At 73.4% G+C, this 20328-nt stretch carries 16 protein-coding genes and 1 pseudogene; 8 read left to right on the top strand and 9 right to left on the bottom strand.

All coding sequences use genetic code 11. The features are described 5' to 3' along the window. Positions 1–529: 529 nt before the first annotated feature. The gene (locus tag ACTYVM_RS15635; protein WP_445524655.1) at positions 530–1213 is read left to right on the top strand and encodes a phosphatase PAP2 family protein; all 684 of its coding nucleotides are present in this window, start codon (positions 530–532) and stop codon (positions 1211–1213) included. 13 nt (positions 1214–1226) lie between these two features. Here ACTYVM_RS15635 and ACTYVM_RS15630 read toward each other — a convergent pair whose 3' ends face one another. Together ACTYVM_RS15630 and ACTYVM_RS15625 are read right to left on the bottom strand one after the other, a co-directional pair. Further along, positions 1227–1895, bottom strand: a complete 669-nt coding sequence (locus ACTYVM_RS15630; RefSeq protein WP_445524656.1) for a transglycosylase SLT domain-containing protein — start codon at positions 1893–1895, stop codon at positions 1227–1229. A 643-nt stretch (positions 1896–2538) separates the two neighbouring features. Further along, a pseudogene (locus ACTYVM_RS15625) lies at positions 2539–3096 on the bottom strand (TerD family protein); the annotation flags it as partial. A gap of 210 nt (positions 3097–3306) precedes the next feature. Between ACTYVM_RS15625 and ACTYVM_RS15620 the strand changes: the two are divergent. Then, entirely contained in the window at positions 3307–3573 is a 267-nt protein-coding gene (locus ACTYVM_RS15620) for a GlsB/YeaQ/YmgE family stress response membrane protein (RefSeq protein ID WP_400030255.1), read from the top strand. 24 nt (positions 3574–3597) lie between these two features. Here ACTYVM_RS15620 and ACTYVM_RS15615 read toward each other — a convergent pair whose 3' ends face one another. The 7 genes from ACTYVM_RS15615 to ACTYVM_RS15585 all read right to left on the bottom strand — a co-directional run bounded on the left by ACTYVM_RS15615 (position 3598) and on the right by ACTYVM_RS15585 (position 13848). Beyond that, the gene (locus tag ACTYVM_RS15615; RefSeq protein ID WP_445524657.1) at positions 3598–3765 is read right to left on the bottom strand and encodes a hypothetical protein; all 168 of its coding nucleotides are present in this window, start codon (positions 3763–3765) and stop codon (positions 3598–3600) included. 5 nt (positions 3766–3770) lie between these two features. Continuing rightward, entirely contained in the window at positions 3771–8684 is a 4914-nt protein-coding gene (locus ACTYVM_RS15610; RefSeq protein WP_445524658.1) for a DNA repair ATPase, read from the bottom strand. 170 nt (positions 8685–8854) lie between these two features. After that, positions 8855–11020 carry an SPFH domain-containing protein gene (locus ACTYVM_RS15605; protein ID WP_445526494.1) on the bottom strand — a complete coding sequence of 722 codons (2166 nt, stop codon included), beginning with the start codon at positions 11018–11020 and terminating at the stop codon, positions 8855–8857. 435 nt (positions 11021–11455) lie between these two features. Then, positions 11456–12109: an Rv1733c family protein gene (locus ACTYVM_RS15600; RefSeq protein ID WP_445524660.1), complete on the bottom strand. Its 654-nt coding sequence runs from the start codon at positions 12107–12109 to the stop codon at positions 11456–11458. Positions 12110–12277: 168 nt separating this feature from the next. Next, entirely contained in the window at positions 12278–13102 is an 825-nt protein-coding gene (locus tag ACTYVM_RS15595; RefSeq protein WP_400030265.1) for a rod shape-determining protein, read from the bottom strand. Next, positions 13099–13470, bottom strand: a complete 372-nt coding sequence (locus ACTYVM_RS15590; RefSeq protein ID WP_445524661.1) for a TraR/DksA family transcriptional regulator — start codon at positions 13468–13470, stop codon at positions 13099–13101. The genes ACTYVM_RS15595 and ACTYVM_RS15590 overlap by 4 nt, the downstream gene beginning before the upstream one ends. Positions 13471–13524: 54 nt before the next feature. Beyond that, the gene (locus tag ACTYVM_RS15585) at positions 13525–13848 is read right to left on the bottom strand and encodes a TraR/DksA family transcriptional regulator (RefSeq protein ID WP_445524662.1); all 324 of its coding nucleotides are present in this window, start codon (positions 13846–13848) and stop codon (positions 13525–13527) included. A gap of 292 nt (positions 13849–14140) precedes the next feature. Between ACTYVM_RS15585 and ACTYVM_RS15580 the strand changes: the two genes are divergently transcribed. The 6 genes from ACTYVM_RS15580 (at position 14141) to ACTYVM_RS15555 (ending at position 20317) form a co-directional block, all read left to right on the top strand. Continuing rightward, positions 14141–15097, top strand: coding sequence for a HAMP domain-containing sensor histidine kinase (locus ACTYVM_RS15580; RefSeq protein WP_400030816.1), 957 nt, complete (start codon positions 14141–14143; stop codon positions 15095–15097). Between the two features lie 2 nt (positions 15098–15099). Further along, positions 15100–15759, top strand: a complete 660-nt coding sequence (locus tag ACTYVM_RS15575) for a response regulator (protein ID WP_445524663.1) — start codon at positions 15100–15102, stop codon at positions 15757–15759. Positions 15760–15863: 104 nt separating this feature from the next. After that, positions 15864–16361, top strand: coding sequence for a hypothetical protein (locus ACTYVM_RS15570; RefSeq protein ID WP_445524664.1), 498 nt, complete (start codon positions 15864–15866; stop codon positions 16359–16361). A 70-nt stretch (positions 16362–16431) separates the two neighbouring features. After that, a complete protein-coding gene (secD, locus tag ACTYVM_RS15565) occupies positions 16432–18840 on the top strand; it encodes a protein translocase subunit SecD (protein WP_445526493.1) in 2409 nt (802 codons plus the stop codon). Between the two features lie 185 nt (positions 18841–19025). After that, on the top strand, positions 19026–19358 hold the full coding sequence (locus ACTYVM_RS15560) for a TraR/DksA family transcriptional regulator (RefSeq protein ID WP_400030276.1): 333 nt from the start codon (positions 19026–19028) through the stop codon (positions 19356–19358). 101 nt (positions 19359–19459) lie between these two features. Next, positions 19460–20317, top strand: a complete 858-nt coding sequence (locus tag ACTYVM_RS15555) for a rod shape-determining protein (protein WP_445524666.1) — start codon at positions 19460–19462, stop codon at positions 20315–20317. Positions 20318–20328: the final 11 nt, after the last annotated feature.

Below are 20328 nucleotides of genomic sequence, written 5' to 3'. Positions count from 1 at the left end.
GTCCCTTACTGCACAGTTGTGTTGACCTCGTGTCAGTGCACCGGCACCCGTGACAGTCCGCGCTCGCGGCGCGCTGTATCTAGTGACCCCGGGCGGGGTCAGGCCGCCTGCTCTCCGGGGGGAGGTACGCGGGCGGCATCATGCAGGGGCGGACTCGTTCGCACCCCCCGTGGCGGGTCCGCCCCTGCGCAAGCGCCCGGTCGGCCGGCGACCGTATGAGCCGCCGCCGGCGCGCTCCCCGCGGATCGCCTGGTCGTGGCGCTGCCGCGCGGGCCGGGGTGGAGGGCGGCGGACCCTCAGGGCCCCCTTGGCCACGACCGCCCGCCTTCGAGAGGCCGTGGGCGGCCCGGGAGCAAGACGACGGCGCCTGAAGCAACCCGTTCCCCTCCTGCTACCGTCTACCAATCTGTAGACGTTCATCCCTCGGACGGCCCGGCTTCACGAGGGTTCCACATCTGTGTCCGCGTGTGTTCACACGCGTTCCCCGGAGCGCTCACGCACGTGGACCCATGGCCCGGAGATCCACCTGATGACGACTTCCTCCCCGCCCGCCACGGGGCTCGACGGCGCGGCCATCGACGGCGGCCTCTACACCGACGTCACCAACTTCGCTCGGGACACGCACTGGCTGAACGAGCCCGCCGCGCTCTTCTCCGACCTCGGCATGGGCCTGTTCGCGCTCTTCCTGCTGATGGCCTGGTGGCGCGCCCGGCGCCAGGACAACACGGTCATGGCCGCCGTACTGGCCACGCCGTTCGCCGTGGTCCTGTCGTACGTCGTCAACAGCGGGATCAAGAACGTCTTCGAGGAGCCGCGCCCCTGCCGGGCCCTCCCGCACGACTTCCTCATCGAGGCGTGTCCCCCGGTCGACGACTACGCCTTCCCCAGCAACCACACCACGGTCGCCTTCGCGTTCGCGGTGGCCCTGCTCGTCATCAACCGGTGGCTGGGCTCCGTCGCCCTGCTCGCAGCCGTGGCGATGGGGGCCTCGCGCGTCTACGTCGGCGCCCACTACCCGCATGACGTCGGCGTCGGCGCGCTGGTGGGGACCGTCGTCACCCTGGTCGTCGTACTGACCGCACGCCGTTTCGCCCCGCCGCTGGTGGAACGGCTGAGCGCCGGGCCCCTGGGCCCACTGCTCGTCGCACGGACCGCGAAGCGGGCCCGCCCGACGGCACGCTCGGGCCGGGCTGCGGCGCGGGCCCGGCTCTAGCGCCGCGACCGGCTCAGGGGCGGACCGCCCGGCCGGCCTGGGCCCAGTTCTCGTGCAGCTTGTCGAGGTAGGACTGGGCCTGGCTGCCGGGGGTGGCCCCGCGGGCGAAGGCGAGCATGTTGCCCGGCCCGGTGTTGTAGCCGAGGGCCAGCAGGTCGTCCCTGCTGTACGGGGCCGTCCAGTGGGCGGGCAGCACGGCCGCGAGGTCGTGCAGGTACCAGGCCGCGGCCTCGATGGCGAGGTCGCGGTCGTCGGGCAGCTCGTTCCAGGAGCGGTTCGCGAAGTCACGGTCCTTCTTGGTGGCGTCGAAGGTCGCCCGGTGCATGTTGGCGATACCGAAGGCGGCGTCCGGCTTGTACTTCTGCCAGGCCCGTTCGAGGTCGGGCTCGTGGGGTTTGTACGACTCGTTGTAGAGGATCGCCATCAGCAGCTGGGCGCCGACGCCCGCCTGACCGGCCCGCCGGCGCACCTGGGCGGCGTGGTCGGCCGGGTCGTACGGTCCCGCGGTCGCCGTCGCGGAGGGGTGTGCCGGGCCGGTGGGCGGGGCCGAGGCGGAGACCGACGGTGCGGGCCGGGGAGTGGAACCGGCGGGCAGCCCGCCGACCGCGCGCACGGCGACGTAGCAGACGGCGGCCAGCGCCACCACCGCCAGCCAGCGCCGCCGCGACCGGGTACCGGTCATGTCCCACCCTCTCCGCCGTGCTCCCGGGCCCCGCGGGAGCCGCTCACTCCTCGTAGTAGTTGTTGATCACCACGTCCGGCTCGTCGTCGTCGAACGCCTCGTTGAGGAGGGCCCCGCCGACCAGGCCGGCCGCGCCTGCGCCGATGAGCGCGCCGGTGCCGAAGCGGCGGCCGCCCTGCTGCTGGTCGCCCTGGGGAGCCGGGTAGCCCTGCTGCGGGTACCCCTGCTGGGGATAACCCTGTTGCGGATAGCCCTGCTGGGCCTGGGGGTACCCCGGGCTCGGCGGCTGGGGCGGGGTGTAGAACGGCGGCGCGGTGGTCTGGACCCGCTGCGCGCACGCGGCGCACGCCTGGACCGGCCGGGGCACGCCCCACTGCGGGTACCAGCTGACGCTCGTCGTGCCGGGGCCGTGGCCGGGGTCGAAGAAGCAGGTCATGTCGGGACTCCTCGTGGGGTGCGGTGGTACGGCGACGGTCGGCGGCTGGGGGGACACCAGGGTCGGTGTCGGTGTCACCGTGACGGCGGGCGCGGGCGGCACAGGCGGCACAGGGGCCGGTGGGGTCGGGCCGTACGCTCCCGCGCCCAGGGACGGGTCGGACGGGACCGGGCCCGGGTCCGGGTCCGGGGCGGCGGTCTCCTTCAGGACGTCCACGCCGTAGTCGGTGGCGATGCCGGCGAGGCCCGAGGCGTACCCCTGGCCGACCGCCCGGAACTTCCACTCCGCGCCGTGCCGGTACAGCTCGCCGAACACCAGCGCCGTCTCACCGGCCAGTCCGTCGGCCGCCAGGTCGTACCGGGCCAGCTCGGCGCCGCTGTCCTGGTCGAGCACGCGGATGTGGGCGCGCCGCACCTGGCCGAAGGTCTGCCCGCGGGCGGCTCCCTCGTAGAGCGAGACCGGGAAGACGACCTTGGCGACCTCGGCGGGCACGCGCGTCAAGTCGACGTCGATCCGCTGGTCGTCGCCGACGACGGGGCCGCCGCCACCGCTGTGACGGACCGAACCGTCGGGGCTGCTCAGGTTGTTGAAAAAAACGAAGTGCCGGTCGGACAGCACTTTTCCGGACGCGTCGCACAACAGCGCGCTGGCGTCCAGCTCGTATCCGGTACCCGCCTGCCAGCCCAGCCCGACCGTGACCGCCGTCAGGCCGGGAGCCTGCTTGCTCAGCGAGACATTGCCGCCCTTGGCCAAGGGCACACTCATCGAACTCCTCCGCAGCTTTTCCGGTCCCCCGTGTCCATGGGGGTCAACGCGCCTGACCTCCTCGGCAGTTCCGAGGTTGCGCAACAATGAAAGTATGTGGCTGGATGCGGACCTGCCAGGCAACCAAGGGTGCCCTACCTCGCGTCCTGGCCATAGCAGGCGTCCGGAACCATGCGATCCGGCAACCCACACTCCTGGAGGTCAGACGACATGGGCATCATCGGCTGGATCATCCTCGGACTGCTAGCCGGGGCCATCGCCAAGATCCTGCTGCCGGGGCGGGACCCCGGCGGCATCATCGGCACCACTCTCATCGGCATCGCGGGCGCGTTCGTGGGCGGCTGGCTCTCCGCCCGGTTCTTCGACCGGCCCGTGGAGAACAACTTCTTCGACCTCTACACCTGGGGTGCGGCCATCGGCGGCTCGCTCGTGCTGCTCATCGGCTACCGCCTCCTGTTCGGCAACTCGCGCCGCTGATCCGGCGCACCGGCCGAGAGCCGTTCACTCCTCCTCGGCCGGCGACGGGCACCGGTAGGCGTGGGCCCGGCGGCGGTCGCGGCGGACCAGGACGGTCGTGCTGGCCGCCACGATCAGCGTGGCGGTGCTGAGCGGCACCAGGAAGGGCGTCATCACCGCCATCGCCGCGGTGACCGCCGTCATCGTCTCCATCGTCGTCACTCCTCCTTTGCGTGCTCGGCCGCGTGCCGGGCCCGGGAGGTGGTACGGCCGAGGAGGGCGGCCTCGATGGCACCCATCCGGTCGGCCAGCAGGGCCAGGGCCGCGGTCGCGCGTGTGAGGGGGTCCCCGGCCGGGTCGCCGAGGGCCTGGGCACGAGCGTGGGCCGCCTTCAGCTCGGCCCAGCGAGTGGCGCGTTGCGCGGTCAGGGTGCCGCGCAGTTCGGCCAGTTTCAGCAGGTTGGCCTCGGCTCCCGTGGTGAGGGTCTGCGCCTCGGCGGTGAAGTGGTCGTCGAGGACGGCGGACAGTTCGGCGTCGTTCATGACGGGCCGCAGCCGCTGGGCGATCTTGTTCATGGTGCGGTAGGAGCCCTGGAGCCGGAACGGCGGCTCGGTGCGCGTCGCGTCGGACTGGGCGGCGGAGGCGATGTAGGCGGCGTTGACCGCGAGGACCGTCTCGCGCGCGCTGAGCAGATGGCGCAGCACGGACACGATCTGCTCCACCTCGGCCGGCGCGTAGGGGTGCACGAGCCGGTCGGCGCGGGCCGCGGGGTCGTGGCCCGCGAGCCGGAGGAAGAGGTCGAGGTCGCCGCGGTCGCGGCCGGCCAGCGGCGCCAGCGCCGGGTTCGCGGTGAGCGCGTTCTCCAGGAAGCTGAGCGCGAAGACGTCCTCCTTGCCGGTCAGGACGTCGCCGAGGTTCCAGACGTCGGCGCGGTTGGCGAGCATGTCGGGGACGCGGAAGCGCTCGCCCGACTCGGTGTACGGGTTGCCGGTCATGCACACCGCGAACCGCTTGCCGCGCAGGTCGTAGGTGCGCGCCTCGCCGTTCCAGACGCCCTCGACGCGGCGGGTGGCGTCGCACAGCGGGATGAACTTCTGCAGCAGTTCCGGGGACGTGTGCTGGATGTCGTCCAGGAGCAGCAGGGTGTTGTTGCCCGCCGCCAGCGCGAAGTTGATCTTCTCGATCTCCTGGCGGGCGGTGGCGTTCGGGGCCTCGGCGGGGTCCAGCGAGGTGACGTCGTGGCCGAGCGCCGGGCCGCTGATCTTGACCAGCATCAGGCCGAGGCGGTCGGCGACGTACTCCATCAGCGTGGTCTTGCCGTAGCCGGGCGGCGAGACGAGCAGCAGCAGGCCGCCGGTGTCGGTGCGCTTGGTCTCACCCGCGGTGCCGAGCTGGCGGGCGAGGCTGTCGCCGACGAGGGGCAGGTAGACCTCGTCGATGAGCCGGTTGCGGACGAACGCCGCCATGGAGCGCGGACGGTGATCGTCCAGGCGCAGCCGGGCACGCTCGGCGTCGACCAGGGCGGTGCGGCGGCGCTGGTAGGCGCGGAAGGCGGGTGCCTCCCGCGTCTCGAACCGCTCGGTGCGGGCCAGGAACTCGTCGATCCGCAGGGTCAGGGAGCGGCCCTCGATGCGGGGGTGGGCGCCGAGCAAACCCTCGACCGTGGTCACCGGGGAGACCTCGGACTCGTAGCGGGGCAGGTCCGGGCACAGCTCGGCGGCCACCGCCTCGGCCAGGTCCCCGGCGGTGATCTCGGTGCCGGTGGAGGTGACGTACGCCGACAGCCACGCCCCGGCCAGCTGGCGGCGCGCGGCGAGGTCGTCGAGCGCGGCCAGGTCCTCGTCGTAGGCGGAACTGCCCACGGTGCGCCGGAACTTGTCGAGCAGGGTGCGGGTGGCGGCACTGATGACGAACCCGCCGGGACCGCTGGTCAGCTCCTCGAACAGATACACCGCGGCGGCGTGCGCGAGGTCGCCCGCGCCCAGAGGGGCGGGACCGGCGATGGGTGGCGGCCAGGTTTCCAGGGACGTCGCGAGTTCCGTGATGAGTTCGGCGATGGCGGGGGACGGGCCGAAGGTGGCGCGGGCGCGGGCCAGGGAGGCCGCTCGGCGGGACCAGGCCGTGCGGGCCTCGGCGGTGGTGCCGTGCGCCCAGAACAGCTGGGCGGCGGCCCGCGCTGCGGGTTCCTGGCGCAGCGGGCCGGCCTGCTCGTACAGGGGGAGCAGGGCGGTGAGGATCGCCGTCGCGTCGTGGTCGTGGACGCCGCGCTCATAGCCCTCGTCGTACGCCTCCTCCGCGGCCCGACGCACCAGGGCCGGCAGGTCGGCCTCCCCCAGGACGGCCGCGCCGTGCTCGCGCAGCAGCCGGGCGGCGAGGTGTTCGGCGCGGTAGACCTCGGGCGACTCGGACGGCAGCCGCCGGTCCCAGTACGGGCGGGTGTCCGCGAAGTCCGGGTCGGTGACCGGGGCGCGGTAGTCGGTGCCGGACAGGGCGAAGGCGAGGCCGTCGCCGTGCGGGACCAGGGTGACGTCGAGCGGCCGGGTGGTGACGGCGAAGCGGTGGGTGCCCAGGCGGAGGGTACGGCCGCCGTCGGCGTACAGGTCGGTACGGTCGCGCAGCGCGCGGGCCGCCTCCTGGCGGGCGGACTTCAGCCGGCCGTCCAACTCCTCGGCCCGTACCGGGTCGCCGAGTTCGCGCAGCTCCTCGGCGGTGCGGCGGGCCTTGGCGACCAGCGGGTCGGAGGCGAAGAAGGTGCTGACGGCGTCGGTGTCGGCGAGGGTGGCCGCGCGCCGGGCGATCGTCTCCAGCACCCGGCCCGCCGAGGCGGCGAGTTGTTCGGCGCGGCGGGCGCGGGCGTCCAGGAGGCCCTGCCTGCGGCCGGAGAAGGCCTCGTAGATCTCGGTGCGCTTGTCGGCCAGCTCGCCGAGGAAGTCGTCGAACTCCGCGAAGCGGGACTCCAGGTTCTCCAGCCGCACCAGCATGGACGCGAGTTGCTCGTCGCAGGCGTCCGGATCGTCCGCGGCCGCGAGCGCGCCGGTGACGGCCTGGCCGAGCAGCGCGAACTCGGCCGCGAACTCGGCGCGGCCCTCCTGGTCGCGCAGTTCACGGCGGCGGGCGTCGAGCAGGGCGCGGGCACGGTTGACGCCGCCCAGCACCTCGGCGATGCGTTCCAGGACGGAGGTGCGCACGGTGGCGTCGCCGATGTCGAGGCCGGCGACGACCTCGGTGACCGTGCGCAGCGTGCCGGCGAGGTCGTCGAGCCGGTCGGCGACCGGTGCCGCCTCGGCGACGCTGCCGATCGACTCGGCCTCGACGGCGAGGCGTTCGACCTCCTCGTGGTGGTCGGCGAAGGCGTCCTCGCGGGCCAGGAAGGCGACCGCCCGCTGCCCGAACGTGGCGAGGTCAGCCTCCGCCTCGGCGGCGAGTTCGTCGATGCGGGCGGTGTCGGCGTACCGCATCTCCTTCAGGGTCAGCAGGTGGCCCTGGGCCTGCCTCAGTTCGCTCAGGCCGCCGACCCAGGCGGCGGCGCCGCGCGGTGCCTCGCCGCGCAGCCGGCGCACCACCGCTGCGAGCCGGCCCGCGACCGCCTCGAGCGCGTCGGCGGCCTGCCGGGTCAGGGTCTGGACGGTGCGGAACTCCTCCAGCACCTGCTCGGCGGTGGCCCGCACGGCGTCCAGCGGGGTGCGCAGGTCCCCCAGTTCCTCCTCGCCCAGCCAGTGGTGGGTGTCGAGGGCGCGGACGCAGGCGGCGGCCAGTGCCTCGTACACCTCGACGGTCGGCGTGGTCTCGGCGACGGCGCGGCCGATGGACAGGCAGTCGGAGATGCCGCGTACGAGGTCGGCGTTGCCGATCCGCCCGAGGGGCCCGGTGCCCGTGGCGCCGGCGTGGGTGTCGGAGACGTAGGGGGAGCTCCACAGCTGGAGGGGGTGTACGCGGCCCGGCTCGTCGGGCCCGGCCGAGGGGTCCGTGCGCAGCGCCGTCAGCGTGCCGTCGTCGAACAGCGCCCAGCCGTGGCAGGACAGCGGGGTGGCGACCTCCTCGCGGATGGTGTTGTACGACAGCAGCAGGCTGCGTCCCCCGTCCGGCGCGTGGAAGGCGTACAGCACGTCCTCGCCGTAGGGAGAACGCACCTCGCGCTCGAACTCAAGCCCTGAGCTGTCGAGTTCGTAGGTCTTGCGGGCGCCGGTGGCCAGGCAGTAGCCCCCGGGGAACACGATGCCCTGGTCGTCGGGCAGGCGGCGGCAGGCCTGCCCGATGCCGTCGAGGCGGACCACGGTCCTGGTGAGGGTGTGGAAGACGAGGTGGCGGTGGGCCTGTTCCTTGTAGGGGCGGATCCGCAGCAGGATCAGCGGGCCCACGCTCGCGTAGGCGATGTCGGCGTCGGCGAGGGCCTGGAGCGGCTCGTCGACCGGCTCGCTGTGGATGCCCTCGCCGGTCTCGGTGTCGTCCTCCGTCTTGACGGTGAGGTGGCCGCCGACGGTGGACACGAAGATCTCGCCGCGCACGGAGACGTGCGGGTGGCGGCCCGGCACTTGGTCCTCGCGGCCGGTCGCCGTCCACTCGAAGTCGTGGGAGGGCGGCGGCACATGGTCGCGTTCGCCGCGCCCGTCCAGGAACTCGGCCCGGCCGTCGGACGTGATCGTCCAGCGCAGCACCCGGATGTCGCCGGCCTTCTCGCCGGTCCGGAAGACGGCGAGGAGCCGGCCCTCCACGCGGCGCAGGCTCAGCAGCCGGGCCTGCCGGTAGTAGCGGTGCAGGGCCCCGAACTCCCGCACGAAGGCGGGGTCGTCGAGGAGTCCGGGCACCGCGTCCTCGGGCAGCCGGTTCACGTCCCGGTCGTACAGCGCGAGGACGTCGCCGACCTCGCGCTCGGTCCGGTTGCCGTGGTAGCCGAACAGCAGGCGGTCGCCGACGGCCACGACGTCGCACGGCACGCTGGGGTGCTCGGTGCGCAGCCGGCCGGTGCCGGTGAGGTCCAGGCGCGTGGCGCCGAACTCCTCGGCCCGTCGGGCGTTGAGTCGCTCGGCACCGCGGGCGAGCTCGGCGGCCTGCGCGGTCAGCCGGTCGCGCAGCACCTCGTACGTTCCGGTGTCCACGGAGTCGTACGAACCCGTCTCCAGGGCGGTGGCCATGGGTGGTGCGTCCCTTCACGAAGAGGTGCGGGCCCGGGGCCCGGCCGGTCCGGCGGATCGGGCCGGGCCCCGCCGGCGGGGCTTCTCGGCCCGCCGCTGTCGGCGTGGTCCGCGGGACCGGCCCCAACCGTCTTCCTCCGATGGTGGCTTGGGGCCTGTCCCGCGGGTCGTCAGGCCCGGGCGGTGCCGTTGAGGGCGGTGAGCGGGGTGTCGGCGATGCCCAGCTCACCGGCGCGGTCGAGGAGTTGCTGGAGCTGACCGGCGTTCGTGCCGCCCGACTGCATCATCTTCATCAGCAGCGCGGAGACCGTCAGGTTCTTGACGTCGGCCGAGCCCAACTGGCCGAGGATCCGGCCGAGGTCGTCGGTGAAGCTCGACGAGCCGTCCAGCCAGGGCGCGGCCAGGGCCTGCGCGGTACGGGAGTTCTCCACGAACCCGTCGACGCCCTTGCCGAACGAGATCGCGCTCATCAGGCGGTCGAAGAAGACCGACTCGCCGCCGACGATGTCGATGTCGGCGTGCTCCAGGCCGGTCGCGAGGACCGTGGCCTGCGCCTCGGCGACCTGCCGCTGCGTCTCCAGGCCGGCCAGCCGGATCTCCTTCTCCGCCTGGAGCCGCAGCCGGTACTCCTCGTGCTCGCGGGAGGCCTCGTCCAGGGCGGCCATCGCGGCCGCCTTCTCGGTCAGGCCCGCCGCCTCGGCCTTCAGCTTCTCGCCGATCGCGGCGGCCTCGGCCAGCGCCTTGGCCTGAGCGCCCTCGGCCTCCGCACGCAGCAGCGCCTCGGTGCCCTGGGCCTCGGCCAGCGCCTTGGCCTGAGCGCCCTCGGCCTCCGCACGCAGCAGCGCCTCGGTGCCCTGGGCCTCGGCCAGCGCCTTGGCCTGAGCGCCCTCGGCCTCCGCACGCAGCCGGGCCTGCAGCGCCTCGGCCTCGGCACGGCCGGCCTTCTCGATGACCTCGGCCTCCTGCTCGCGGACCTGGACGGCGGCCAGCCCCTCCGCGGCGGCCTCGGCCTTGACGGCCTCCGCCATGCGCAGCTTGGCGCGGGCGTCGAGGTCGGCGGTCTTCAACCGGGCCTCGGCCAGCGTCAGTTCCTCGGCCGCGCGGTGGGTGGCGGCCTGCTCGGCTGCCTCGGCGGCCTTGATGTCCTTGACCAGCTTCTCCTGCGCCTCCGCCTCGGCGGCGATGATCACGGCCTGGCGCTCGCGCTCCGCCTCCTCCACGGCGCGCAGCTTCTTGATGGACTCCTCCTGCTCGGCGACCGTACGGTCCACCGCGACCCGCTCGCGGACGACCTCGGCGATCTCCCGCTTCTCCGCCTCGACCTCCTTGTCGGCGGAGATCCGGGTGAGCTGGGTCTCCCGCTCCCGGGCGATGACCTCCAGGAGGCGGTCCTTCTCGATGCGCTCGTTCTCGATGGCGATGACCCGCTCGCGGTTCTTCGCGGCGACCGCGACCTCACGGGCCTGGTTCTCGCGCTGGACGCCCAGCTCCTCCTCGGTGCGCAGGAAGGCGCTCTGCGCGCGCAGCCGCTCCTCCTCCACCACGCGGGCGGTCTCGGCCTCCTCGCGGGCGCGGGAGGTCTCGATCTCCCGCTTCTGCTTGATCTCGGCGTCGGCCTGACGGCGCTCCAGCTCCAGGATGGCCTCGCGCGCGTCGACGTTCTGCCGGGTGATCTCCTTCTGCTCGGTGCGCTGCGCCTCGTTGGTACGCACGTGCTCCACGGCCGTCAGCTCGGTGATCTTCCGGATGCCCTGGGCGTCGAGGACGTTGCCCGGGTCGAGCTGGGTCAGCGGCGTCTGCTCCAGGTAGTCGATCGCCGCGTCCTCGAGGTGGTAGCCGTTCAGGTCGACACCGATGACCTCGATGATCTGGAACCGCAGTTCCTCACGCTTGGTGTAGAGGTCGGTGAAGTCCATCTGCTTGCCGACGGTCTTCAGCGCCTCGGAGAACTTGGCGTGGAACAGCTCCTGCAACGTGTCCCGGTCGCTGGCGCGAGTGGTGCCGACGGCCTGGGCGACCCTGACGACGTCCTCGACGGTCTTGTTGACCCGCACGAAGAACGTGATGCGGATGTCGGCGCGGATGTTGTCCCGGCAGATGAGGCCCTCGCGGCCGGTGCGGGTGATCTCGATGGCCTTCACCGAGATGTCCATGACCTCGGCCTTGTGCAGCACCGGCAGGACGACCTGGCCGGTGAAGGTCACGTCGACCTTGCGCATCTTGGAGACGATCAGGGCCTTGCCCTGCTCCACCTTCCGGAACAGCCGGGAGAAGAAGAACAGCATGAGGACCACGACGAGCAGGCAGGCCGCGACGAGTGCGCCGATGAGTTCCATGGCATACGTCCTTGACGGTAAGGAACGGTGAGTAAGGGAGAGACCGGGTGGCCGGGTCCGGCCCCCGCCGTGTCCCGGCGGCTCAGGCGCCGGGCAGCGGGCGGCGGATGCGCCGCAACGTCGTCGAGCCCCCTCTTCCCCCTGCGGCACACCGGGCGGCGGTACGTCCCCCTGCCGGTTCCGGAACCGGACATCTGCCGGTGCCCGGCACCGGAACCGTCCGCGGTGCTCCCCTGGCGACATGATGCCCGATCAGGTCCGCCGCGCACATTGCCGGTTTCCGGCAGCGTTCGATGGGGCTTCCATGCCGGTGACCTGACAGTGCAGCGTCAAGATCGGGAATCCGGGGCCGGACCGTGCCTCCGCCTTCACGGGCCGTACCGGGTACGGGGCGGCGCGGCCCGTAGCCGTCGGCGCCACGGGACCGCGGAGAGATCACGAGGAGGGCGTCCAACGAGGGGCCGTGCGGGCCCAGGCGCTGTCCCAGGCGGCCAGGTTGCGGCGGCGGAGCAGCAGGCAGGCGGCGCCGTACGCTCCGGCGCCGGCGACCGGGACGGTCAGGGCGGCGAGGGCCGCCCAGCCCGTGCTGTGGCCGCGGACCTGAGCGGCGGTCAGGGGCGGCTCGGTGAGCCGCCCGTCGGTGTCGGCCCATACGTCGACGGAGCTGCCCGCGGGCAGACCGGGCTCGACGTGGGTCCTGGCGGTGCGGGCGAGCCCGCCCGGGTCGGTGAAGCGGACCGGTACCGGGTAGCGGGTGTTCCTCGCCTCCGCGGAGCCCGGTTCGGGATGGCGGGGTGCGTCGTGCAGGAGGACCGCGGTGGTCTGACGCCGCGTCCTGTCCTGGTGCTCGGCCGCCCGCGCGTAGTGGCGCAGGGCGGTGTCGCCGACGAGGAACACCGCCACGGGCGTGCCGGCCAGTACCGCCAGCAGGACGCCGAGGCCGATCCACGCCTGGAGCAGGTCGCTCGGGCGGCGCAGCGGGTTGCGCCGCAGGCGCCAGAGCACGCGGCTGGGAAGTTCGTCGGGGAGCGGTTCGTCGGGGGACAGTCCTTCGGGGGGCGGCTGTGCCCGAGGGATGCCGCCGGCCATGCTGCGGCCCTCCTTCCGTGTCCTCGTGGGCCTCGTAGGCCCGTGGGCCCGTGTCCTCGTGGACCCAATGGGCTCGTGGACCCAATGGGCTCGTGGACCCAGTGGGCTCGTGGACCCAGTGGGCTTCGTGGGATCCGTGGCGCTGGTGCGGTGGGGACGGGGGCTGGTCTAGAAGGCGGGCGGCTCGAAGGACTCGCCCGCCGGGCCGTCGGGGTGGTCGTGCGCGTCGCGCAGCAGGGTGGCGGCACCGCGAACGGCAGCGGTGTGCGGCGCCGCCACGGCCTTGAGGGGCGCGTGCAGCCTGCCCGTGAGGTGGTAGGTGATCTCCGGGCGCAGGGCGCCCCCGCCGGCCAGCAGCGCGCCCCGGCGCAGCGCGTCCACGGTGAGCGACGTACGGTCCTGGCGCAGCATCGCGGTCACCATCGTGGCCACCGCCTCGCAGATCTGCACCGGCGAGGCGGAGTCGAGGTCGCTGGTGCCCAGCGCGGTGCGGCGCGCGTCGACGACGGCGCCCTCCGACAGCAGCACCACCTCGGTCAGATGCGCGCCGATGTCCACCACGAGCAGCGGGCGGGACAGGTCCGCGCCCGCGGCCAGGGCGACGGCCCGCGCGCTGGGAACGGTCAGCACCCCGCGCGGCCGCAGCACCTCCACCGCCGTACGGGCCTCGTTCCGGAAGGCCACCCCGTCCAGTACCGGCGCGGTGAGGACGACCAGGGGGCGGGTGAAGCGGGGCAGGCGGTTACCGAGCAGGCGGTCGAGCATCCGGGCCGTGCCCGCGGTGTCGATGATCGTGCCGCGCTGGATCGGATACACCGCCCCGGAGCCGGGGAACGTCACCGTGGGAACGTCCAGGACGAGACCCCGCCCGGCGACCCAGGCGCGGGTACGGGCGCTGCCCATGTCGAGGGCGACGCCCCAGCCCTGCCGACCCAGCGGCCACGACCGGTGCCGTGCGGCCGCGGCCGCACGCGAACGCTGGGTCACGCTCACCGCCCGGCCTCCCTGACCTGCTGGCAGCGCGCGCAGTAGCGGGCCTGCGGCACGATCTCCAGCCGTTCCCGTGCGATGGGACGCCGGCACAGGTGGCAGACGCCGTAGCTGCCGTCGTCCATACGCTCCAGGGCCGCCTCGACGTCGGCGAGGACCATGCGGGCGGAGGCCGCGAGCTTGACGCGGACCTCCACCTGCGAGGCCTGCCGCTGGAGCAGGGCGTCCGCGCGGGACGTCGCGGCGGCCGAGATCTGCTCCAGCTGCTCCTGACGGAACAGCCGCTGCTCGTCGAGGTTCGCGCGGAGCACGGCGAGGTCCTCGACCGTCAGGGACGTGTCGCGGTCGTCGATGATCTGGTGGTTCACCATTTCACCCCTCGGGCAGGGCGGAAGACGAAGGCAGGGCGGACGGGCGGGCGGCGGTCAGGCGCTGCGGCGCCGGCAGCCGACGCAGTGACCCGTGTACGGCAGGATCTCCAAGCGCTCCGCGGGAACCGGCTTGCCACAGCCCAGGCAGGTCCCGTAGGTGCCGTCCTCGATCCGGGCGAACGCCTCATCGATCTCCTTGAGCACCCCCTGGATGGCCTCACGCTGGGAGGACATCAGGTGGTCGTCCGCCGTCTGCCCGGTCTCGCCGAGGGCTTCCAGCTGGACCATCCGGGTCTCGCGGGCGTGTTCAAGGCGCCGGCGGGCCTCCTGAGCAGACTGGCGCTCACGGGGTTCGGTCCGGGCGGCGTCGAGCGACATTTTCAGTGCCCTTCTTTCTGCAACGGGGGTCGGTCACCGCTCAACCCTGGTCGAACCCGCCGCGGTTTCCCATCGGGTCCAGAGCCCATTTGCGGCCGATCGGGGGATCCACTCGACCGGGGCATGGGTAGGGCGCACCCGGCGAAATGGGGAGCGTGCCCCATCGCTCCCGGCGGCCGGCGAACGGCAGACTGGCGGCAGGCCCGGTCGGGACCAGGGGCCGCGGCTCGTCCAGGATGCGCGATGCCCGACAGTAGAGGCAGACCGCATCACGGAAGGAGGCTTGACCCCGGTGTCCCTGTTCTGGCGGATCTTCGGGCTCAACGCGGTGGTGCTGGGCTCGGCCACCGCCCTGCTGCTGTGGGCCCCGGTGACCGTCTCGGTGCCGGTCGTGCTGACCGAGGCCGTCATCCTGGTGGGCGGCCTGGCCGTCATGCTGGTCGCCAACGCCGCCCTGCTGCGCTTCGGGCTGGCCCCGCTGGGCCGGGTGACGAAGCTGATGACCACCGTCGACCTGCTGCGCCCCGGCCAGCGGCTGCCCGAACAGGGCGGCGGTGAGGTCGCCGAGCTGATCCGCACGTTCAACGCCATGCTCGACCGGCTGGAGAACGAGCGCGCGACGAGCAGTGCCCGGGTCCTGCTCGCCCAGGAGGCCGAGCGGCGCCGTATCGCGCAGGAGCTGCACGACGAGGTGGGCCAGAGCATGACCGCGATCCTGCTCGCGCTCAAGCGGGCCGCGGACGAGGCGGCCCCACCGCTGCGCGACGAACTGCACCAGGCGCAGGAGATCACCCGGTCGAGCCTGGACGAGGTCCGCCGGCTGGTGCGCCGGCTGCGGCCCGGCGTCCTGGACGACCTCGGTCTGGTCGCCGCGCTGACCTCGCTGACCCACGACTTCGCCACCCACACCGGGCTTCAGGTGGTGCGCCGCTTCGACGCCGACCTGCCCGCCCTGGAACCGGAGACCGAGCTGGTCCTCTACCGTGTCGCCCAGGAGAGCCTGACCAACGTGGCCCGGCACGCGGACGCCGAACGGATCGAGGTCAGCCTGCGGCGCACCGACGACGCCGTGGTACTGGCCATCACCGACGACGGCCGCGGCATCAAGGCCGCGTGCGAAGGCGCCGGTATACGCGGCATGCGCGAGCGAGCCCTGCTCATCGGGGCCGGACTCGACATCGCCCCCGCCCCCGCGGCCGGAACCGAGGTCCGGCTGACCGCGCCCGTCGTCCCCAGGAAGCAGACCTGATCATGTCCGACCCGACCACGATCCGCATCCTGCTCGCCGACGACCACGCGCTGGTGCGCCGGGGGGTGCGGCTCATCCTCGACCAGGAACCGGACCTGGAGGTGGTCGCCGAGGCCGGCGACGGCGCGGAGGCCATCGAGATGGCCCGCACGCGCGACATCGACCTCGCTGTGCTGGACATCGCGATGCCCCGGCTGACCGGACTCCAGGCCACCCGCGAGCTGGTCGCGCTCAAGCCGGACCTGCGGATCCTGATGCTCACCATGCACGACAACGAGCAGTACTTCTTCCAGGCGCTCAAGGCCGGTGCCAGCGGGTACGTGCTGAAGTCCGTCGCCGACCAGGACCTGGTCGCCGCGTGCCGGGCGGCGATGCGGGACGAGCCGTTCCTGTACCCGGGCGCGGTGACCGCGCTCATCCGCAACTACCTCGACCGGGTCCGCCACGGCGAGGAGACCCCGGACCAGGTCCTGACGCCCCGCGAGGAGGAGGTCCTGAAGCTGGTGGCGGAGGGGCACTCCTCGAAGGAGATCGGCGAGATCCTCTTCATCAGCATCAAGACCGTCCAGCGGCACCGCGCCAACCTGCTGCAGAAGCTCGGTCTGCGCGACCGCCTGGAGCTCACCCGCTACGCCATCCGGGCGGGCCTGATCGAACCCTGACCGCCCGCCCCACGACCCCCCGGGGTCCCGGCTGCCCACTCCCCGGCCGGGAACCCGGGTACGACAGCGTCCGCCACGAGTGCCACCAGGAAAGGGGACGGTGCATGCACCGAGCGTCGAGCACCGTCTCCGCCTCCCGTGTGCCGGCCTTCGTGACGGCCGTCCTGCTCACCCTCCTGGCGGTCTTCACCACCGGCAGCCCCCCGCCACTGCCCGCACCCATCACGCCCACGCCGGCCTCCGCGGCGGCCCTCGCGCCCGCCGGCACCGGAACGCCCGGAAAGCACGAAGAGCACGGAAAGACCCGGGTGCCCGGCTCCGCTCCCAGTACCGGCGCCCCCGGCGCCGGGGGGCGTCCTGCGGACGCGCCGTATGCCGGGCAGGGGTGCACCGTCGTCTGCTCCGCGCAGGACGGCACCCGGCAGGAGTTCCACGGGGACCGGCCCGTCGCGCACGGGCAGTTCGCCACCACCGGGGATGTCACGGACGTCCCCCTCCCCGCACCCGGGCGGACGCGACCGGTCCCGGTGACCGTGGCCGCCCGCACGGTGCACGTGGTGCAGGACGGCGGCCGGGCGCCGCCGCGGGCCTTCGGCATCTGACGTCCCCGTTCGCCCCTCGACCGCCGTGACCGCGTCGGCCGCAGTCGCGGCGTGCCTGCCGGAGGCCCCGTTGAAACGCACGAAACCCACGAAACGCACGAACCGAACCTCCCGGGTGAGAGCGCTGTTCGCCCTCGCCGTGATCGCCCTGTCCGTCTACATCGCCGCCACCGTTCCGGTCCGCCTCGGACTCGACCTGCGCGGCGGCACCCAGATCGTCCTGGAGACCCGCTCCACCCCGACCGCCAAGGCCGACCGCGAGGCCACCGACCGCGCCGTGGAAGTGCTGCGCGGCCGGGTCGACGGACTCGGCGTCTCCGAACCGTCCCTCGTCCGCTCCGGCAGCAACCGGATCATCGTCGAGCTGCCCGGCGTGCAGGACCCCAAGAAGGCGGCCGACGTGCTCGGCCGTACCGCCCAGCTGACCTTCCACCCGGTGACCGGCGTTGTCGACGCCCCCGACGCCACCGAGGACCCCGCCAAGTCCGAGCCCGACGCCTCGAAGGAACCCGAGAAGTCGACGGAACCCGGGAAGCCGGAATCCGGGAAGACGGAACCCGGGGAGCCGAAGGAGCTCGTCCTGCCCGACGAGTCGGGGCAGCGGCTGCGCCTTCAGGACAGCGCCATGACCGGCAAGGACGTCAAGGGCGCCCAAGCCCTCTTCGACCAGGAGACGGGCGCCGGCTGGACCGTCACCGTCGACTTCGACAAGGCGGGCCGGGCCGCGTGGGCCAAGCTGACCAGTGAGGCCGCGTGCCGCCAGGTCGGCGACCCCGCGCGCCGGGTGGCCATCGTGCTCGACGACCGGATCATCTCCTCGCCGCAGGTCTCCCCGTCCGTCGCCTGCGGCACGGGCATCGCCGACGGCTCCACGCAGATCACCGGCTCCTTCGACGACGCCGAGGCCCGCGATCTGGCGCTGCTCATCAACGGCGGCGCCCTGCCCGTGCCGGTCGAGACGGTCGAACAGCACACCATCGGCCCCACCCTCGGCGCCGGCGCCATCAAGGCGACCGCCTGGGCCGCGGTGATCGGCACCGCCCTGACGATCCTGTTCATCATCACCGTCTACCGCCTCACGGGCTTCCTCGCGGCCCTGGCCCTGCTCTGCTACGGAGTGCTCTCCTACGCCGCCCTGGCCGCCCTCGGCGCGACCCTGACCCTGCCGGGCCTGGCCGGTTTCGTCCTGGCGATCGGCATGGCCGTGGACGCCAACGTGCTCGTCTTCGAACGAGCGCGTGAGGAGTACGCCGGCATGCACCGGCCGAGTCCGCGCTCGGCCCTGACCGCCGGATTCCGCAACGCCTTCAGCGCGATCGCCGACTCCAACATCACCACGCTGATCGCGGCCGGGCTGCTGTTCTTCCTGTCCACCGGGCCGGTGCGCGGCTTCGCCGTCACCCTCGCCCTCGGAGTCCTCGCCTCCATGTTCAGCGCCCTGGTGGTCACCCGGGTGCTCGCCGAGTTCGCGGTGTCCCGCGCGTCGGTGCGCCGCCGTCCCCTGCTGACCGGCCTCGCGAACACCGGCTGGATCCGCAACCTCGTCGTGCGCCGCGACCCGCAGCTGATGCGCCACCCGCGCCGCTGGCTGGCCACCGCCGCGGTCGTGCTCGTGCTCGCCGGGTCGGGCATCGTGGCCCGGGGCCTCAACTTCGGCCTGGAGTTCACCGGCGGCCGGCTGATCGAGTACACCACCGCGACCGCCGTGAACCCCGACCGGGCCCGCAGCGCCCTCGCCGACGCGGGCTTCCCCGGCGCGCTCGTGCAGTCCTCCAACGACAACGGCCTGACCGTGCGCACCGAGGACCTGACCGACGCCGAGGCGGCCAAGGTCACCGACACCGTCAGCTCCCTCGGCGGCGAGACGGAGAAGGTCCGCGACGAGCAGATCGGGCCCAGCCTGGGCGAGGAACTGCGCCGCAACGCGCTCATCGCCCTCGCCGTGGCCCTGGGCGCCCAGCTGCTGTACCTCGCCGCCCGCTTCCGCTGGCTGTGGGGCACCGCCGCGGTGACCGCGCTCGCGCACGACGTCGTCATCCTCGTCGGCGTCTTCGCCTGGCTGGGCAAGCCCATCGACGGCGTGTTCCTGGCATCGCTGCTCACCGTCATCGGCTACTCGGTCAACGACTCGGTCGTCCTGTTCGACCGGATCCGGGAGCTGCTCGGACGCGACCGCAAGATGCCGCTGCCACAACTCGCCAACCTGGGGATCCAGCAGACACTGCCCCGAACGATCAACACCGGCATGGGCGCCCTGCTGATCCTCGCCTCCCTGGCGGTGTTCGGCGGAGACTCGCTGACCGACTTCGCGCTCGCGCTGCTCATCGGTCTCGTGGTCGGCACCTACTCCTCGGTGTTCACCGCCACCCCGTTGGCCATCGAGATGCACCGCCGCCACAGCCGCACCTCGGGTCGCACCCCGGGCGGCACCCGGCGCGGCAGCCCCGCCCGCCGGTCCGCACCGGCCGCCCGGGTCTGAGGCGGCCGCTGCGGTGGGCGGCGGTGCACCCCGCCGCCCACCGGAAATGGGTACTGCGACCGATGGCCGCGGTGCGCTCGCGCGGCCACGCTGGAGGGTCAGGAGGGGGGCCGTACGTCACCGCGGCCCCCCTCGTCACCGGCTCCTTTTGCCAGAAGGGCCAGTTCGAAGGGACCGTATCGCCGATGTCGTGGGAGACCACCAGCAGTGCCTCCGCGGCCGAGCGCCTGAGCGCGCACGATGCCCGGCAGCGCCTCGAACACGAGCGCAACTCCCGCCTCGCCCAGCTGCGGGCCGTCCAGGAGAGCGAGGACGGCGGTCAGGAGGCCGACGACCTCCTGACCGCGCAGGAGACCGCCCTGAAACGGGCGCTGAAGGACATCGAGGCAGCCTTCGCGCGGCTGGACGACGGCTCCTACGGCGACTGCGAGGACTGCGCCAAGCCCATCCCGGTGGAGCGTCTGGAGATCCTGCCGTACGCGCGCTGCTGCGTGCCCTGCCAGCAGCGCGCCGGCTGATCCGGTCCCCGCGCCCGACGGCGCCGCCACGCGAGGCGGTGCGCACGCGCGATTCCTGCCCGGCACGCGCGTTTCCTGCCCGAGGTGAAGGAGGCCGACCGGTGATCCTCGGCGACAGCACGGCGACCGCCGCCCCGGGAGGCCGCGGGCCCACCGGGGCGGTCCACGGGCGCGGTCCGGGCATCGCCCTTGATCTGGGCAGTGCGCGGACCCGGGTCTGGGCTCAGGGCATGGGCGACATCCTCGACGTGCCCACCGTCACCCACCAGGGCTCGGCCGCCGCCCGCCCCGTGCGGCGCGGCACCGTCGTCGACCCGGCCGGCGCGACCCGGCTCGTCTCCCGGCTGCTGGCCGACCGCGTCCCGCACGACGTCCGGCCCGTCGTCGTCGTGACCGCCCCCGTCCTGAGCGGGCCGCGGCTCCACACCGCCGCCGTCGGCGTCCTTCAGGTACTGCGGCCGCAGGCCGTGCTGACCATCGACGGTGTCCGGGCCGCCGCCCTGGGCGCCGGCGCCGACCTGTCCGGCGCGATGCTCGTCATCGACGTCGGCGCGCAGCTCAGCGAGGTGGCCCTGCTCACCGACGGCCGGGTGGCCGCCGCCCGCCGGGCCACCATGGGCACCGACGACGTGCGCGCCGGCGCGCTCGCCGAACTGGTCACCGCCGTCACCACGATGGTCACCGGGCTGCTGCGCGACGACCCCCGGCCCGCATACGCCGACGCCCTCGACCGCGGCCCCCTGCTCGTCGGCGGCGGCGCCCTGCGGCCCGAGGTCGCCTACCGGCTCTCCGCGCGGCTGCGCAGCCACGTCCGGGCGGTGCCGCGGCCGCAGACCGCGGCGGTGCGCGGTGCCGTGGCGGCCCTGCACTCCGTCCTGCGCCATCCCGCCCTGAACCCGACGCGGCCGCTGTCGCCCCTGCCGCCCCTGCCGCCCCCGCCACCGCTGCCCCCGCTGTGAGGCCGTCTGTG

The organism is Streptomyces cyslabdanicus (assembly GCF_052663305.1).
This window is presented reverse-complemented; position numbering and strand designations above follow the sequence as displayed.

Bases quoted from the DNA above. Each gene is read 5' to 3' on its own strand.
- ACTYVM_RS15635 (WP_445524655.1), top strand. From the start codon at position 530: ATGACGACTTCCTCCCCGCCCGCCACGGGGCTCGACGGCGCGGCCATC.
- ACTYVM_RS15630 (WP_445524656.1), bottom strand. From the start codon at position 1,895: ATGACCGGTACCCGGTCGCGGCGGCGCTGGCTGGCGGTGGTGGCGCTG.
- ACTYVM_RS15620 (WP_400030255.1), top strand. From the start codon at position 3,307: ATGGGCATCATCGGCTGGATCATCCTCGGACTGCTAGCCGGGGCCATC.
- ACTYVM_RS15615 (WP_445524657.1), bottom strand. From the start codon at position 3,765: ATGGAGACGATGACGGCGGTCACCGCGGCGATGGCGGTGATGACGCCC.
- ACTYVM_RS15610 (WP_445524658.1), bottom strand. From the start codon at position 8,684: ATGGCCACCGCCCTGGAGACGGGTTCGTACGACTCCGTGGACACCGGA.
- ACTYVM_RS15605 (WP_445526494.1), bottom strand. From the start codon at position 11,020: ATGGAACTCATCGGCGCACTCGTCGCGGCCTGCCTGCTCGTCGTGGTC.
- ACTYVM_RS15600 (WP_445524660.1), bottom strand. From the start codon at position 12,109: ATGGCCGGCGGCATCCCTCGGGCACAGCCGCCCCCCGAAGGACTGTCC.
- ACTYVM_RS15590 (WP_445524661.1), bottom strand. From the start codon at position 13,470: ATGGTGAACCACCAGATCATCGACGACCGCGACACGTCCCTGACGGTC.
- ACTYVM_RS15585 (WP_445524662.1), bottom strand. From the start codon at position 13,848: ATGTCGCTCGACGCCGCCCGGACCGAACCCCGTGAGCGCCAGTCTGCT.
- ACTYVM_RS15575 (WP_445524663.1), top strand. From the start codon at position 15,100: ATGTCCGACCCGACCACGATCCGCATCCTGCTCGCCGACGACCACGCG.
- ACTYVM_RS15570 (WP_445524664.1), top strand. From the start codon at position 15,864: ATGCACCGAGCGTCGAGCACCGTCTCCGCCTCCCGTGTGCCGGCCTTC.
- ACTYVM_RS15560 (WP_400030276.1), top strand. From the start codon at position 19,026: ATGTCGTGGGAGACCACCAGCAGTGCCTCCGCGGCCGAGCGCCTGAGC.